This is a genomic window from Gordonia sp. PvP123 (genome assembly GCF_040547295.1).
GTDB lineage: Bacteria > Actinomycetota > Actinomycetes > Mycobacteriales > Mycobacteriaceae > Gordonia > Gordonia terrae.
This window is the reverse complement of record NZ_JBEPPN010000002.1, coordinates 80,443-96,535: the sequence shown is the minus strand read 5'-3', so window position 1 is coordinate 96,535 and position 16,093 is coordinate 80,443. Positions and strand designations below refer to the sequence as shown.

At 67.6% G+C, this 16,093-nt stretch carries 12 protein-coding genes and 1 pseudogene; 8 read left to right on the top strand and 5 right to left on the bottom strand.

Annotated elements, in window-relative coordinates:
- Positions 1–29: 29 nt before the first annotated feature.
- Positions 30–698, bottom strand: a complete 669-nt coding sequence (locus tag ABIC25_RS03295; RefSeq protein WP_239400789.1) for an HAD family hydrolase — start codon at positions 696–698, stop codon at positions 30–32.
- A gap of 142 nt (positions 699–840) precedes the next feature.
- Here ABIC25_RS03295 and ABIC25_RS03290 point away from each other — a divergent pair, with 142 nt between their 5' ends.
- The gene (locus ABIC25_RS03290) at positions 841–1,833 is read left to right on the top strand and encodes an LLM class F420-dependent oxidoreductase (RefSeq protein WP_239400791.1); all 993 of its coding nucleotides are present in this window, start codon (positions 841–843) and stop codon (positions 1,831–1,833) included.
- Positions 1,834–2,178: 345 nt separating this feature from the next.
- Positions 2,179–3,397 (top strand): annotated as a pseudogene (locus ABIC25_RS03285) (IS110 family RNA-guided transposase).
- A gap of 122 nt (positions 3,398–3,519) precedes the next feature.
- On the opposite strand, the gene rsmA reads toward ABIC25_RS03285, so the two are convergent.
- The 4 genes from rsmA to ABIC25_RS03265 form a co-directional block, all read right to left on the bottom strand.
- A complete protein-coding gene (rsmA, locus tag ABIC25_RS03280) occupies positions 3,520–4,461 on the bottom strand; it encodes a 16S rRNA (adenine(1518)-N(6)/adenine(1519)-N(6))-dimethyltransferase RsmA (protein ID WP_354559936.1) in 942 nt (313 codons plus the stop codon).
- A complete protein-coding gene (locus ABIC25_RS03275) occupies positions 4,425–5,549 on the bottom strand; it encodes a resuscitation-promoting factor (protein ID WP_064569339.1) in 1,125 nt (374 codons plus the stop codon). Before ABIC25_RS03275 ends, rsmA begins: the two co-directional genes overlap by 37 nt.
- 133 nt (positions 5,550–5,682) lie before the next feature.
- Positions 5,683–6,600 (bottom strand): TatD family hydrolase, encoded by a 918-nt coding sequence (locus ABIC25_RS03270; RefSeq protein ID WP_354559934.1) that lies wholly within the window; start codon positions 6,598–6,600, stop codon positions 5,683–5,685.
- A 64-nt stretch (positions 6,601–6,664) separates the two neighbouring features.
- On the bottom strand, positions 6,665–7,495 hold the full coding sequence (locus ABIC25_RS03265) for a PhzF family phenazine biosynthesis protein (protein ID WP_354559932.1): 831 nt from the start codon (positions 7,493–7,495) through the stop codon (positions 6,665–6,667).
- Between the two features lie 170 nt (positions 7,496–7,665).
- Here ABIC25_RS03265 and ABIC25_RS03260 point away from each other — a divergent pair, with 170 nt between their 5' ends.
- From ABIC25_RS03260 to metG, 6 genes are all read left to right on the top strand, one after another.
- A complete protein-coding gene (locus tag ABIC25_RS03260; RefSeq protein ID WP_354559930.1) occupies positions 7,666–8,388 on the top strand; it encodes a beta-phosphoglucomutase family hydrolase in 723 nt (240 codons plus the stop codon).
- A complete protein-coding gene (locus ABIC25_RS03255; protein ID WP_004019672.1) occupies positions 8,385–10,742 on the top strand; it encodes a glycoside hydrolase family 65 protein in 2,358 nt (785 codons plus the stop codon). Before ABIC25_RS03260 ends, ABIC25_RS03255 begins: the two co-directional genes overlap by 4 nt.
- 67 nt (positions 10,743–10,809) lie before the next feature.
- On the top strand, positions 10,810–11,499 hold the full coding sequence (locus tag ABIC25_RS03250; protein ID WP_354559929.1) for a HEAT repeat domain-containing protein: 690 nt from the start codon (positions 10,810–10,812) through the stop codon (positions 11,497–11,499).
- A 2-nt stretch (positions 11,500–11,501) separates the two neighbouring features.
- A complete protein-coding gene (locus ABIC25_RS03245) occupies positions 11,502–12,491 on the top strand; it encodes a HEAT repeat domain-containing protein (protein ID WP_354559927.1) in 990 nt (329 codons plus the stop codon).
- A 200-nt stretch (positions 12,492–12,691) separates the two neighbouring features.
- Positions 12,692–13,933: an HNH endonuclease signature motif containing protein gene (locus ABIC25_RS03240; RefSeq protein ID WP_354559925.1), complete on the top strand. Its 1,242-nt coding sequence runs from the start codon at positions 12,692–12,694 to the stop codon at positions 13,931–13,933.
- 570 nt (positions 13,934–14,503) lie between these two features.
- Positions 14,504–16,078, top strand: a complete 1,575-nt coding sequence (gene metG / locus ABIC25_RS03235) for a methionine--tRNA ligase (RefSeq protein ID WP_248644978.1) — start codon at positions 14,504–14,506, stop codon at positions 16,076–16,078.
- Positions 16,079–16,093: the final 15 nt, after the last annotated feature.

Genomic DNA, 16,093 nt, shown 5'->3' with positions numbered 1-16,093 from the left:
CAACCGGCCGTGGGCCCAGCCGGGGTCGGTCAGGGGCGCCAGCCGCGGTCCACGAGTTCGCCGACATGCTCGACGACGAGCACCGCGCCCGCATCGCGCAACTCCCCCTCCGCGAACCCACCGGACCGCACCGCCACGCAGTCCGCAGGCAGTCGGTGCGCCGACGCCACGTCCCACACCGTGTCGCCTACGACGACGGCCTTGCCGCCGCCGGCCTCGTCGAGGGCGACCGACAGGATGTCGGGTGCCGGCTTGGACGAATCGGCGTCGTCTGACGTGGTCACGGCGGCGAAGTCGTTCCGGGACAATCCCATCGACTCGAGCGCCGCGTCGGTGAACTCCGACTTGCCCGACGACGCCAGAGCGACCCGATACCCGGCGTCGAGCAACCCGCGGACCAGGTCGGCAGCGCCCGGCAGCGGCCGCACGTCGGGCAGCAGGCCACGGTACGCGCTCTCCCACTCGTCCCGGAGGGTGTCCCCCAGCGATTCCTCCACGTCGTCGCCGAGGATCTCGCCGACCAGACGATCACCACCCATGCCGATCGCCCGGTGCACCTGCCACCACTGCGGGGTCAGGTCGTGGCCGGCGAAGGCCCGCATCCACGCCAACGCGTGGAGGTAGGTGGAGTCGACGAGCGTACCGTCGACATCGAGAAGCACGGTGTCGATCGACCCATCCGCTTTGTGGTCAGGCATCTGCACCTCGTTTCCGGGGTCGAGAACCGCGCCCCGTCGTCGAATGTCCGCCTGCCCGGGCACCACCGTCTCGAGCGCCCAGGTTTCGGACCTACGACTCAACGCCTACACCGACGCGACCGATCTCGCAGAGGAGAACCCCATGGCAACCCGATTCGGCTACACCTTGATGACCGAGCAGGCCGGCCCGAAAGAGCTGGTGCGGTACGCAGTCGGCGCCGAAGACGCCGGCTTCGACTTCGAGGTGTCGAGCGACCACTACTTCCCATGGCTCTCGGCCCAGGGACACGCCCCATACGCGTGGACGGTCCTCGGCGCCGTGGCCCACGCGACCGAGCGGGTCGACCTGATGACCTACGTGACATGCCCGACGATCCGCTATCACCCGGCGATCATCGCCCAGAAGGCCGCGACACTGCAGATCCTCGCCGACGGTCGCTTCACCCTCGGCCTGGGCTCCGGGGAGAACCTCAACGAACACGTCGTCGGCGAGGGCTGGCCGTCGGTCGCCGACCGTCAGGACATGCTCGCCGAGGCGATCGAGATCATCCGCAAGCTGCACACCGGCGAGCTCGTCGACTTCCGCGGCGAGTTCTTCCAGGTCGACGCGGCCCGGATCTGGGACCTCCCCGATCAGCCGGTCCCGATCGGTGTCGCGGTCGCGGGCAACGCGGGTATCGAGACGTTCGGTCCCCTCGCCGACCACCTGATCGCCGTCGAACCCGACGCCGAGTTCATCAACGCCTGGAACGCCCATTCGTCGACCCCGACCGTCGACGGGCAGGGCTCGCGCGCGATCGGACAGATCCCGATCAGCTGGGATCGCAATCGCGACAAGGCGATCGAGCGCGCTCACGATCAGTTCCGCTGGTTCGCCGGCGGCTGGGATGTCAACGCCGACCTGCGCACCACCGCGGGATTCGCCGCCGCGACCCAGTTCGTGACGCCGGACGACGTGGCGGGCAACATCCCGTGTGGCCCCGACCTCGATCAGATCGTCGAGGCGGTGAAACCCTTCTGGGAGGCCGGTTTCACCGACATCGCGCTCGTCCAGATCGGCGGCGACACCCAGGAGGAGTTCCTGCGCGACGCCGCTCCCGAGCTGCTGGAGAAGCTGCGCGCCGCGTCGAACTGAGTCCCGCGATTCCCTGCTCCCTGAGGAGCGAGCTTGCGAGCGTCACGAAGGGTTTTCGCAGCGTGAGTCGCCAGACCCTAATGGGGGTGGATCGGTGTCCTGGAGGGGATGCTGGTCGTGTGAGCCTTCCTGGTCGGTGACCACTGCCAGGCCCTGAAACGGTGTCGGATTTCTACTCGAAGACCGTGGCCCGGCCGGGAGGGATCACCCGCTCGAACGCTTCTGGGATGTCGTGCCCCCGAAACATCTGGGTGAGCACTGATCCATTAGGCCGCGTCCAGGGTGACTCCCGCAAGGTTCACATCGAGATCGTCGAGACGACCGAAGACGAGGTGAACGACTGTCATGATCTTTGTGGGCAACGACTGGGCCTCAGATCATCACGACGTGTGCGTGATGGATGAGCACGGCACCACCCTGGCCACCCGCCGAATACCCGAAACCGCTGCCGGTGCCACCGCGATGCACGAACTACTCGCCCGGTATGTGCAGGATCCCGCCGAGGTGGTGGTGGGTATCGAAACCGATCACGGCATGTGGGTCACCGCCCTGGCCGCCGCGGGCTATCAGGTGTTCGCGATCAACCCGTTGTCAGTGTCGCGCTACCGCGACCGCCACCACGTCGGGGGCACCAAATCCGACAAGGCCGATGCGAAAACCCTTGCTGATCTGGTGCGCACCGACCGACACAACCATCGCCTCGTCGCCGCCGACACCGTCGCTGCCGACGCGATCACGGTGATGGCCCGCACCCACCAGAACCTGGTGTGGGCGCGTTCAGCGCAACAGAATGTGTTGCGCGCCCAACTGGGCGCCTACTACCCGGCCGCGGTCGATGCCTTCGGCGACGACCTCGCCCACAAAGACTGCCTGGCGGTGTTGCGTCGCGCACCAACGCCCCGACAGGGCGCGGCACTATCTGTCGCGGCGATCCGATCAGCTCTGAAAAAGGGCGGCCGCCAACGCAATATCGACACCCGTGCCCGCGACATCCAGCACGCCCTACGCGGTAGCGGCCACCTGGGTGCACCCGAGGCGCTCACCGCAGCCTATGCCGCGACCGTGACAGCGACCGTGGAAATGCTGGCCGCTCTCAACACCCAAATCGGTCAACTCGAAACCACTATGGCCCAGTCTTTTAACGCGCATCGCCGACGCCGCGATCTACCTGTCCATGCCCGGAGTCGGTGACATCACCGGCGCCCGGATGCTTGGCGAGTTCGGGGACGACCCCGAACGCTATGCCACTGCCAAGTCTCGCAGAAACTACGCCGGCACCTCACCACGCACCATCGCCTCGGGCAAAGGACACGTCGTGTTGGCCCGCCATATCCGCAACACCCGACTCAACGACGCCGCCCTACGGATGGCGCAAAGCGCCCTGACCGGCAGTCCTGGCGCCCGCTCCTACTACGACAGCCTCCGCGACCAGAAGAAGTCCCACAGCCAGGCACTGCGTGCAGTCGCCAACCGGCTCATCGGCATCCTCCACGGCTGCCTCACCCACCGCACCCCCTACAACGAACACACCGCCTGGAACCACCGCACCACCCTCGCCGCTTGACACCATGCACCCCTGGGATGTCTTCGAGGCTCGTCGCTATCGCTCCTCGCACCTCAGGGAGCAGAGTGAGACGTCGCTCGCGCTGGTGCATCGAGCGGAATGAGTCGTCGCCCCTGGCTGGTTCAGAGACCAGCGGTCGTGCGGGCGAGCCGGACGAAATCGTCGACGTCGAGTTTCTCGCCGCGCACGCCGGGATCGATATCTGCTTCGCGCAGTCGGCGTTCGGCCTCGGCCGCCGACCCGGCCCATCCGGCCAGTGCCGACCGCATCGTCTTGCGGCGCTGGGCGAATGCCGCGTCGATCGCCGCGAACACCCGCGCGCGTTCAACCGGATCGGTGGAGTGATCGTCGGTGCGTTCGATACGGACGAGCCCCGATTCGACCTTGGGTTCGGGCCAGAACACGTTGCGTCCCACCGCACCGGCGCGGCTCACGCGCCCGTGGTAACGCGCCTTGACGCTCGGCACGCCGTAGGTCCGGCTGCCCGGGCCCGCGGCGAGGCGGTCGGCGACCTCCGCCTGCACCATCACCAGGGCGGTGGTGATCTCGGGGAAGAGACCGAGCAGGTGCAACAGGACCGGCACCGACACGTTGTACGGCAGGTTCGCGACGAGCGCGGTGGGCACCGCGGGGAGGTCGTCGCGCGTCACCTGCAGCGCATCGGCGACAATGACCTGAAAATTGTCCTGACGGCCCGGCGCGTACTCCGCGATCGTCGCCGGAAGACGTTGGGCGAGAACCGGATCGATCTCGATCGCGACGACCTTGCCTGCGGTTCCGAGGAGCGCGAGGGTGAGCGAGCCCAACCCCGGACCGACCTCGAGAACGGTGTCCTCGGGACCGACACCCGACGCCGCGACGATCCGCCGGACCGTGTTCGCGTCGTGGACGAAGTTCTGTCCCAGCGTCTTGGTCGGCCGGACGCCGACCTCGGCCGCGAGTTCCCGGATCTGTGCGGGACCGAGCAGACGGGGAGCCTCGTCGGGCTTGCCCGCGGGCGTCTCGTCAGGTGCCGGCGTCTCGTCGATCAGCGCAGGCCCAGCTTGGACGAGCAGGACGGCCACGCGCCCCAGCCCTGGACCGCCTGGGTCTTGCTGGCGACGGCGATCTGCTCCTCGCGGCTGGCGAGGTCGGCGCGCGGCGCATACTCGAGACCGCCCCAGCGTTCCCAGGTGTTCTGATCGAACTGCACCCCGCCGTAGAAACCGTTGCCCGTGTTGATGGCCCAGTTCCCGGTTGCCTCGCACGCGGCGAGAGCGTCCCAGACGGACCCGAACGGCACGAACGGCGCGCCCGGTTTGGTGCCGATGCGGACGGTGGCCGCGACCGGTTCGGTGAGCACTTCACTGGTCAGCTTGTCGCGCTTGACAACTCGGCCGTTGACGGTGGTGACCTTGTACGTCACGCGCGCCTCACCGGGCGTGCCCTTCTTCTCGACCACCTTGCGATCGCGGATGAGGGTCGGATCTTCCTTCTTGACCTCCGGCGGCGCGACCGGCTCGGTGAGCGTGACGTCCTCGGTCTTGATCCGCGTGACGACGATCTTCAGATTCGGGGTGACCTTGGTGTCGGCCGCGGGAGTGACCTTGTCCTCGGCGCCCAGCGGCGTCCCGAGCGACTCGAGCAGATCCTTGACGGTGTGCGCGGCGACGGTCGGACGCTTCTTGGCCGGCCCGTCGACGAGGTTCACCGGCTTGGGCAGTGCGACCTCGATCTGGCCGCCGCCGACCGGCAGCTCCTGGCCGAACGCGGTCTCCTCGGCGGCGTGGGTCAACCCACGCTCGGCCATCAGCTGGTCCACGGTCGAGGCGTTGGTGACGATGGTCTCGCGCTTGCCCTCGATGTCGAGGGTGAGCTGCTTGAGCTTGTTCACCCGGATGGTCTGGCCGTCGCCGAAGCCGGAGTCGGGCGCGGGGCTCACCTTGTCACCGTCGGCGGGCGCCAGCCCCTCGGACTCGAGGAGGCTCTCGACGGACATCGCCATGGTGGACACGTGCCGGACGTCGCCGTCGACGTCGATCGCGACGTTCTTGTGCATGGTGACGCCCATGATCCCGCCGGCCGCGACAGTGGCGCAGACGGCGCCGACCGCGACGCGGACACGCAACGAGTTCGATCCGTTGATCTTGGCGAACACCGACTTGGACGACACCGGCTCGGACGACTCTGGATTGGGCAAGGAAGACAAGGGCACGACATCCTGATAGGCAACACTGGCACCACGCCCGCCGAGTGGATCAGCACGTCGGCCAGGCGGATCACAGTACGATAACGAACCGGCCAGATTATGGCAAAGGGATGCCGTAGACCCGTCGCGCGTTGGCTCCGAGAAGACGCGCCATCTCCACATCGGTCACGCCGCGCACCTCGGCGAGCGCTCGCGCCGTGTACGGGAGGCAGTAGGACCGATTCGGCTGGCCACGGTAGGGATGCGGGGTCAAAAACGGGGCGTCGGTCTCGACGAGGATCTGGTCGTCGGGCACGAGTTCGGCCGCGACCCGGAGTTCGTCGGCGTTGGCGAAGCTCACAGTGCCGGCGAAGCTGAGCATGAAGCCACGGTCGACACATTCGCGGGCAACGTTTCGGTCACCGGAGAAGCAGTGCATGATCACGGAGTCGGGTGCCCCCTCCGCGGCCAAGATGTCCAGCAGGTCGCGGTCGGCCTCGCGGTTGTGGATCATCAGGGGTTTGCCCACACGCTTCGCGAGGTCGATGTGCCAGCGGAAGGCCTCGTGCTGCACCTCGGGCGGCGCGCACTCGTCCGACTTCCCAGGCCAGTAGTAGTCGAGCCCGGTCTCGCCCACGGCGACGACGCGCGGATGACGAACCATCTGCTCGAGTTCGGCGGCAGTCTCGTCGTTCAGATCGCCGGCGTGCATCGGGTGTAGGGCCACCGCCGCGTACACCCGGTCGTCCCAGTCCCCGGCGGCGACCGCCCAGCGCGCGTCGACCATGTCGTCGGCAACCGTGACGACATGGTCGACACCGACGGCATGCGCGTGGTCGCAGATCGCACGGACCGTCTCGGCATCGCGCCCGCCACACGCGGCCAGGTGGGTGTGGGCGTCGACGAGGCCGGGCAGGGGCGCCGGGTCGGGCGGTGGTTCGCGTCGACGCCGCTTCCTGGCGGCCTTGTTGCTCAGAGATTCGTCGCCGCTCGTCTCGGGATCGCTCTTGTCCGGGGCGCCAGGGGCGTCGCTCATGGCACCACCTTGGCACAGCGCGCCGACACCCTCCGGTTGCGGCCCTCACGCCCGGGCATCCGGGTCAGAGCGTCACCGTGCCCTCGATCACCGTCGTCGTGTCGCCACCGATCCAGATGTTCTCGCCGTCGTCGTGGACGTGAACGCGTCCGGCACGGCCGAGTGCGGCGCCCTGGGCCGCGACATACGACGCCGGGGCGTGACCGTTCGCACGCAGCCACATCGCGATACCCGCGTTGAGACTGCCCGTCACCGGGTCCTCGGGGACGCCGATGCCCGGCACGAAGGCCCGGACCTCTCCGAAGACCTCACCGTCCGACTCGTACATCCCGAACAATCCGACCTTGTGATCGCCGAGCGCCGGGATGTCCGGCGTCACCTCGAGCACCCGCTCCCCGGACGCGAGTTGCAGCACCATCCATTCCGGCCCGTTGTCGACCCACTCGGCCGCGAGGACCTCGCCGGCCACGATCCCCAGTGCGGCGGCGACCTCGGCGACGACCGCGGACTCGACGGGGCCGGATCGTCGCAACGGCGGTGCCGCGAAGGCCAGCCGTGCACCCGAACGGCGGAGTCGGACCAGGCCGACGCCGCACTCCTGCACGATGTCCTCCCCCGCAGGGTGGCCGCCCGTCGTCAGCCACGCATGCGCGGAACCGAGCGTGGGGTGACCGGCGAAGGGCAACTCCCCGTCCGGGGTGAAGATCCGCAGGCGGTAGTCGGCTGCGGCGTCGGTCGGCGGCAGCACGAACGTCGTCTCCGACAGATTGGTCCAGCGGGCGAATGCCGCCATCCGGTCGTCGGGGATGTCGGCGGCATCGAGCACCACGGCCACCGGGTTACCACCGGTTCCGGTGGCGGAGAACACATCGATCTGGGCGAAACGTCGGGTCATCGGTTCATCGTCTCACCCTCAGTTGCAGCCCGGTCAAAGGTTTTTCGGGCCCGTCACCCCGGGACGGCGAGCGGTCGCCCGCCGCCGCGAGCACCACCACCGCGGGAAAACGGTTCGCCCGGCCGCGCAAATCGCGCCGGAGTCGTCCGGGACGGGTAGCGTGGCGAAGCGTGTTGGGATTGCCAGATTCGATCACCGTCGCACTGTTCGACCTCGACGGGGTTCTCACCGAGACCGCGGTGTTGCACCGCAAGGCATGGAAGAAGGCGTTCGACGCCTTCCTCGCCGCGCGTGCGGGCGGCGCGGACCATGCCGATTTCGTCGAGTTCACCGACCAGGACTACCTCGACTACGTCGACGGACGTCCCCGGGAAGACGGCGTGCGAGCCTTCCTCGCCTCCCGCGGCATCGACGACGTCGACCCGCAGACCGTGACCGCCATCGGGAACGGGAAGAACGACATGTTCCTGGTGTCCCTGGCCGAGGACGGCGGGCAGGCATATCCGGGTTCGGTGCGGTACCTCGAGGCGGCTCGTGATGCGGGCCTCCGGATCGCGGTCGTGACCTCCTCGAAGAACGGAGCAGCAGTGCTGGATGCAGCGGATCTGTCGAAATTCGTCGAGGTCCGGGTGGACGGGCTCGACATCGTGTCGAAGGGCCTGAACGGCAAACCCGCTCCCGACTCGTTCCTCCTGGGCGCCGAGCAGATGGGCGTCGAACCCTCTGCGGCAGCGGTCTTCGAAGACGCCATCTCCGGCATCCGGGCCGGCAGCGCGGGCGAATTCGGCTACGTCGTCGGCGTCGACCGTGTCGGCGGTGGGCAGGCCGAGGCGATGCGCGCGGCCGGCGCCAACGTCGTCGTGACGGACCTCGACGAATTGCTCCCCGCATGACCGCCGAGCACGGCCACGACTTCGGCTTCGAGATCCACCCGTGGCAGCTAAAGTGGCGCGGCGGAGTCGACCTCGACATGCTCGGCCGGACCGAGACACTCTTCGCACTGTCCAACGGACACATCGGTTTACGCGGGTCGTTCGAAGAGGGCGAGCCCGTCGATCATCCCGGCACCTATCTCAACGGCTTCTACGAACTGCGCGGCCTGCCCTACGCGGAGAGCGGTTACGGTTACCCCGAGTCGGGACAGACCGTCGTCAACGTGACCGACGGCAAGATCATCCGGCTGCTCGTCGAGGACGAGCCGATGGACCTCCGGTACGGGCGTACCGAAGAACACGAGCGGACCCTCGACTTCCGTACCGGCACACTGCGTCGCCACACCGTCTGGACCTCACCCACGGGCCGCAAGGTGCGCATCAAATCCGAGCGGCTCGTGTCCTTCACCAAGCGCACCATCGCCGCGATCCGGTATGAGGTCGAGCCCGTCGACGAGGACATGAAGCTCGTCCTGCAGTCGGACCTCCTCGCCAACGAGCCGGTGCCCGCCCCCGGGAACGACCCGCGCCTGGCGGCCGCGCTCGACGCACCCCTCGTCTCCGATCTCGCGACATGCCGCAACTACTGGGGCATGCTGGTCCACCACACCAAGAAGTCCGGCCTGCACATCGCGGCCGGGATGGATCACGAAATCTACTTCCCGGACAAGGCGGACACGTTCATCCGCGCCGACGGCGACCTCGCCCGGCTCACCATCGCGGCGAACGTGCCGAAGGGCAAGAGCCTCACGCTGACCAAGTACATGGGGTACGGCTGGTCGGCGCGGCGTTCGGTGCCGGCACTGCGCGCCCAGGTCGACGCGGCCCTCGCGATGGCGATGGAGACCGGCTGGGACTCACTCAAGGCCGACCAGGTCCGCTACCTCGAGGACTTCTGGCGCGACGCCGATGTCGAACTCGACGGCGATCCGGAGCTGCAGCAGGCCGTCCGGTTCGCGCTCTTCCACGTGTTGCAGGCCGGCGCACGCGGTCAGTCCCGCGCCATCCCGGCCAAGGGCCTCACCGGCCCCGGCTACGACGGTCACACCTTCTGGGACACCGAGAGTTTCATCCTGCCGATGCTCACCTACACGGTCCCCGCCGCCGCCGGCGAGGAACTACGGTGGCGCCACTCCACCATGGACAAGGCGAAGTCCCGCGCCGCCGAACTCGGCCAGCGCGGGGCGATGTTCCCGTGGCGGTCGATCAACGGCGACGAGTGTTCGGGCTACTGGCCCGCCGGCACCGCAGGCGTGCACGTGTCCGCCGACATCGCCAACGCCACCGCTCGCTACCTTCGAGCGACCAACGACGAGCAGTTCGAAACCGAGTGCGGCGTCGAACTACTCGTGGAGACCGCGCGACTGTTCGCCGGGCTGGGTCACCACGATGTGAACGGGAAGTTCCGCATCGACGGGGTGACGGGTCCCGACGAGTACACCGCGGTCGTGAACAACAACACCTTCACCAACCTCGCAGCGCAACAGAACCTGCGGGACGCGGTGGCCGCCGTGCACCGCCGGCCCGATCTCGCCGAGCATCTCGGGGTCACGACCGCCGAGGCGGCGCACTGGGAGGCGTGCGCCGACGACATGACGATCCCCTACGACGACGCCCTCGGCGTCCACCAGCAGTGCGAGTCGTTCACCCTGCTGGGCGCCTGGGATTTCGAGTCGTCGGTCGGGCGGTATCCGCTGCTGCTGAACTATCCGTACTACGACCTCTACCGCAAGCAGGTGGTCAAGCAGGCCGACCTGGTCTTCGCGACCTATCTGTTCGGCGATGCCTTCACCCCCGAGCAGAAACTGCGCAACTTCGACTACTACTACCCGCTCACCGTCCGCGACTCGTCCCTGTCGGCGTGCTGCGAGGCGGTCACCGCCGCCGAGGTCGGCTACCCCGATCTCGCCTACGATCTGCTCGCCGAGTCGGTGTTCACCGACCTGCACGACCTGCACAACAACGTCAGCAGCGGACTACACATCGCGGCGCTCGCGGGTGCCTGGACCGACTGCGTGGCCGGTTTCGGCGGCATGCGCGACTTCGGCGGGAACATCACGTTCGCGCCCCGGCTCCCGAAGCGGCTGACCTACATGTCGTTCCGCATGATCATCCGTGACTCGAAGATCGTCGTGGCCGTCGACAAGGACAACGCGACCTATCGGTTGCTGTCGGGCCCGCCGATCGACCTCGCGCATCACGGCGAGAAGTTCACTCTCGAGTCCGCCCCGATGACCATGCACATCCCGGAACTGGAATATCGCGAGCCGCCCAAGGCCCCGCCCGGGTGTGATCCGTATCGTCGGGAGATCTAAAGCCCCCGACGCTTGACCTTGACACGGTGTCAAGCGGTCAGGTGGGCGGTGAAGGAGGTGGTCGATCATGACCGACCAGACAACCCGCCCACTCGATCCGGCCCTGATGGCAGCATTGTCGGCCGATGACGCGTCGATGCGGCTGCGGGCCGCGATGGCGGCGGGCAGCAACCCGCATCCCGGGTATGCCGAGGAGCTGATCCGACGCTGCGGCGTGGAACCGGACTTCTTCGTGCGGGACATGTTGACCTGGGCCCTGACGCGGTTGCCCGCCGAACTGACGGTGCCCGGCCTCATTCCCGAGCTGGCGTCCGCGTCTCCGCAGGCGCGGGCACAGGCGCTACACACCCTGTCGAAGATCGGTGACCGGTCGGCGTGGACGTCGATCACCCCCGCGCTCCTGCACGATGCGGACGACGAGGTGGCTCGCGCCGCCTGGCGGACCGCGGTCGTCCTGGTCCCGGCGGGCCGGGAGGCCTGGCTCGCGAACGAACTGGCCGGCGAACTCGGCCGCGGGAGCACCGACGTCCGACGGAGTCTCAGCCGTGCCCTGGCCGGACTCGGCGACGCCACGGCCGGACCGCTTGCCGTCGCGAAACAGCGGGGCAACGGCGCGGTGCGCGCACACGTCGTGGCCACCGAACGGCTGATCGACGACCCGGACGGTGACTTCGCCGCTGCGTCGGACTTCGTCGCGCCGACGACCAGCCCTGTCCCCGACGACGATTCGGCCGTCGAAACAAAGGACGGAATGTAGCGGTGCTGATCGGCGAGGTGGCACGGCACACCGGTTTGAGCAGCCGGATGCTGCGCCACTACGACTCACTCGGACTCGTGCGACCGACCGGCCGGACGTCCGGCGGCTACCGGGAGTACTCCGAGGCCGACCTCGAGCGGCTCATGCACGTCGAGAGCCTCCGATCGCTCGGACTCTCGCTGCGCGAAGTCGGCCGCGCGCTCGACGAGCCGGGGTTCGCACCGGACACGCTCATGGACCGCCTCATCGACGACACCGAGGCGAGGATGGCTGCCGATGCCCAGCTCCTCGCCCGTCTACAGGACGTGCGGGGTGCCGGGCCCACCGAGTGGTCCGCGGTGCTGGGAGTGGTCAGACTGCTCCGCGCCGTCCAGTCCGACAACGCGGCCGATCGTCAGACTGCCGCGATGCTGGCCGGCGAGGTCAGGGTGTCCGGGGACTCGCTGGCGGACGCACTCCTGAAGGAGCCGGATCCCAACGTCGCCGGTGCCCTTCGGTGGGCGCTCGCGCAGAGACCGGGCGGTGTCGACCGCCTCGTCGACGGTGCGGCCGACCCCGATCCGGTTGTTCGACGCCGGGCGGTCACCGCGCTCGCCGCGATCGAGGAGACCACACAGGTCACGTCGGTTCTCGAGGGACTGCTCGCCGATCCCGATCCCGCCGTCCGACGCACCGCTGCCCTGACCCTCGGACGCCGCGGTGCCGCGGTCGCGGTCGATGCCCTGGTCGAGCTCATCGGTGCCGGCGACCGCGATGTCGAGGCCGCCGAGGTCCTCGCCGGTCACGAAGCCCACCGCGAGCGGATCGTCGACCTTCTCGTCGACCGCCTGGGTGCCGACCCCGACGCGTCCGTTCGATCGCGCCTGGTGCAAGCTCTCGCCGAGATCCCCGGTACCGCAGCAGCTTCGGCGCTGCGGACGTGCACCGGTGACGCCGACGAAATGGTCGCGCGCACCGCGACCGTATTGCTCGATCGGCGGCCGCAGGGCTGATAGCTCAACAAGTCGACGAAAACTGTGTGACTCGTGAGACTTCTGTTCACCGCGGTTCACTGCGGTTCACTGCGGTTCACTGAAGGTGCTCCTGTTCACTGATGGTTCTGATGTGAAAATCGCTGTCGTAGAACATCTTTGACTCGAAGTAGTTGTGGAAATCGCTCGTCTTCGAACGGATTGTCGAGTACCTTGGTGGCATGACCCCGATCGCCGAGATGCGAGACTTCGTGATCACCCTCGAACCACCCACCGACCCGACCGGCCGGGAGATCTTCGACCAACTGGACGAACTTCGGTTGCTGCACAACGTCGTCGGTCATCAGATCGCCGTGCACGCAGCATCGTTCGAAGCGACCGGCGCGGCAGACAAGGTGGGGTCGACCACACGCGGGGTGCTGATCGAGATGGGTTTCGCGCCGGCTGTCGCTCACCGCAGCATACGGATCGGAGAGCGGATCGACTCGTTGCCGAAGCTCGGCGACTGCGCCTCCGACGGGCATCTGGCGAGCGAATGCGTCGACGCGGTTGTCCGCGGCCTGACCGTCATCGAGAAGCAAACACCCACAGGACTTTCCGACGAGGACCGGGCGGCGTATGAGTCCGAGCTACTGGCTCAAGCCTTCTCGGGTGCCACCCCCACCGAGATCGCCGACCACGCACGCACCATCGCCCACCGCAACGCCGACACCGCCGACGACGCCATCCCGGTTGCCGAGGACGCCTCGCTGAACGTGGTGAACTCGCGCATCACCGACGATGGCCGTGTGGAGATCAAGGCCGACCTCACCGCTGTGGTCGGTGAGAAGTTCCTGTCCATGATCGACGAACGATCCTGCCCGCGACCCGAACCCGACGGCAGCGAGGATCGACGGACGCGGGACCAGCGGTGGGCCGACGGCTTCGAGTTGTTGATGGATCAGGCGGCGATCGGAGCGACCCTCGACACCAGCGGTTCGCCTCGAACCCAGCTGTTGGTGACGATCCCGGCCGATGCGAAAGATCCGGCGCGACTGCCATGGGTCGGTCCGGTGTCGCAGACCACCGCCAAGCGACTCGCGTGCGACGCCCTTGTGAGCGAGATCGTCCTGGACGGGGAAGGCGTGCCCTTACAGATGGGGACAAGTAGGCGGCTCTTCCCGTCCCACTTACGGAAGGCCATCACGGTCCGTGACCTGTGTTGCATCAAATGCGGTGCGCCCGCTGCACATACGCAGGTGCATCACATCGTGCCATGGGTGGACGGCGGCCCCACCGACCTCGACAACGGGTGCCTGCTCTGCCAACGCTGCCACACCCAGGTACATCACCACGGCTGGGAAGTGACGATGGGATATGACCGCCACCCCTGGCTGATCCCGCCTGCTGACATCGACCCACAGCGCCGCACGCGGCCCGCCTACAACCGACGCACGATGCGGCTCGACGACGTCTTCGTGTAGGTCCTGCGCCACCGCACGCGCTGCCGGACAAGCCATCTCAGACGGGACCGAGCAGCCGACACGACAACACCTCACGACCACAGATCCTGACGGCATGGCCGTCGCGGCGTTCCTTGACAACTCCACAGTGTGAAAGCCGAGCACGGCGTGGGCGTCGATGCGGTCCATCTCCTGGATCTTCGGGAGATGGACCGCAACGAATCCGCGTTACTCGACGCGTTCCTTGACGCATCAGTCGTCGCGGTCTTGGTCGCGTCAGTCGCCGCCGTCTTGGTCGCGGCAGTCGCCGCCGTCCCGGTCGCCTCAGCCGTCACCGTCTCGGTCGTGTGTGCCGCCACCACGCGGGTCTGGCCCTCGCCACCTCGGACGCTGCATTGTTCTGCACCTGGGTCGGCGCATGAGCCCGTTCATGGACCAGCACGATGGTCAGCGAGCTGGTGGTGACCGTTCCGCAGCTCCCGCGGCCTCCGCAGACCCAGCGCCGCGCGCAGGATCAACACAGCGCCGACCAGAAATCGTCTGGACCGCAATTGGGTGCCGTCCCGGCCGGTCGGTAGTCTGTTGGGCACTATGGCACCCGATCTGACCAGCCCCGATCCGTCCGGCGCATCCCACGGCGACGGACGCCCGTACTACATCACCACCGCGATCGCCTACCCCAACGGCGCTCCGCACATCGGGCATGCCTACGAGTACATCTCCGCCGATGCGCTCGCGCGGTTCAAGCGGCTCGACGGGTTCGACGTCCGGTTCCTCACCGGCACCGACGTCCACGGGCAGAAGATGCAGCAGACCGCCGCCGCGGAGGGCATCCCCACCGCCGAACTCGCGAAGCGGAACTCCGACCGTTTCCAGTCGCTGCAGGAACGCCTCGGGTCCAGCTTCGAGCGCTTCATCCGCACCTCCGACGAGGACCACAAGCGCGCCTCGGAAGAACTGTGGAAGCGGATGAGCGACCGCGGCGACATCTACCTGGACAAGTACTCGGGCTGGTACGACGTCCGGGACGAGACGTTCTACGCGGAGGCCGACACCCGGGTCGACGAGTCCGGCGACCGCGTCGCCACCGACACCGGGCATGTCCTCACCTGGACCGAGGAAGAGACCTACTTCTTCCGCCTCTCGGCGTATCAGGACAAACTGCTGGAGCTCTACGAGTCCCGGCCGGAGTTCGTCGGTCCCGACGTCCGGCGCAACGAGGTCATCAGTTTCGTCAAGGGCGGCCTCACCGACCTGTCGGTCTCGCGCACCACCTTCGACTGGGGCGTCCCGGTACCCGGACATCCCGAACACGTCATGTACGTGTGGGTCGACGCCCTGACCAACTACCTCACCGGCGTCGGTTTCGCCGACGACCCGGAGACCTTCGCGCGGTTCTGGCCTGCCGACCTGCACATCATCGGCAAGGACATCATCCGATTCCACTGCGTCTACTGGCCCGCGTTCCTGATGAGCGCCGGGGTCGAGTTGCCCAAGCGCGTGTTCGCGCACGGTTTCCTGTTCAACAAGGGCGAGAAGATGAGCAAGTCGGTCGGCAACGTCGTCGACCCGGAGAACCTGATCGACGAGTTCGGTCTCGACCCGGTGCGCTACTTCTTCCTCCGCGAGGTGTCCTATGGTCAGGACGGTTCGTACTCGGCGGAGGCGATCGTGTCCCGCATCAACGCCGACCTCGCCAACGAATTCGGCAACTTGGCGCAGCGCACCCTGTCGATGATCGGCAAGTACTTCGACGGCACCCTGCCGGCACCGGGCGAGTTCACCGACACCGACACCGCGCTGCTGACACGTGCGGATTCCCTGCTCGACATCGTGCGCGCCCACATCGACAACCAGGCCATCCACCTGGCGCTCGAGGCGCTCTGGTCGACGCTGGCCGAGACCAACCGGTACATCTCGGCACAGGAACCGTGGAAGCTCGCCAAGACCGACCTCGACCGCACCGGCACGGTCCTCTACGTCTGCGCCGAGGTGGTGCGCATCGTCGCGCTGCTGAGCCAGCCGGTCATGCCGGAGTCGTCCAACAAGATCCTGGACCTCCTCGTCGTCGGCGACGACCGCCAGTTCACCGCAGCCGCCACCCGGTTGGAACCCGGTACCGCGCTGCCGAAGCCGACTCCGGTGTTCCCCCGGTACGAGAACTGAACCCGCACATCGAGA

Coding starts and splice junctions, on each gene's coding strand:
- ABIC25_RS03295 (WP_239400789.1), bottom strand. CDS start 698: ATGCCTGACCACAAAGCGGATGGGTCGATCGACACCGTGCTTCTCGAT.
- ABIC25_RS03290 (WP_239400791.1), top strand. CDS start 841: ATGGCAACCCGATTCGGCTACACCTTGATGACCGAGCAGGCCGGCCCG.
- ABIC25_RS03270 (WP_354559934.1), bottom strand. CDS start 6,600: ATGAGCGACGCCCCTGGCGCCCCGGACAAGAGCGATCCCGAGACGAGC.
- ABIC25_RS03265 (WP_354559932.1), bottom strand. CDS start 7,495: ATGACCCGACGTTTCGCCCAGATCGATGTGTTCTCCGCCACCGGAACC.
- ABIC25_RS03255 (WP_004019672.1), top strand. CDS start 8,385: ATGACCGCCGAGCACGGCCACGACTTCGGCTTCGAGATCCACCCGTGG.
- ABIC25_RS03250 (WP_354559929.1), top strand. CDS start 10,810: ATGACCGACCAGACAACCCGCCCACTCGATCCGGCCCTGATGGCAGCA.
- ABIC25_RS03240 (WP_354559925.1), top strand. CDS start 12,692: ATGACCCCGATCGCCGAGATGCGAGACTTCGTGATCACCCTCGAACCA.
- metG (WP_248644978.1), top strand. CDS start 14,504: ATGGCACCCGATCTGACCAGCCCCGATCCGTCCGGCGCATCCCACGGC.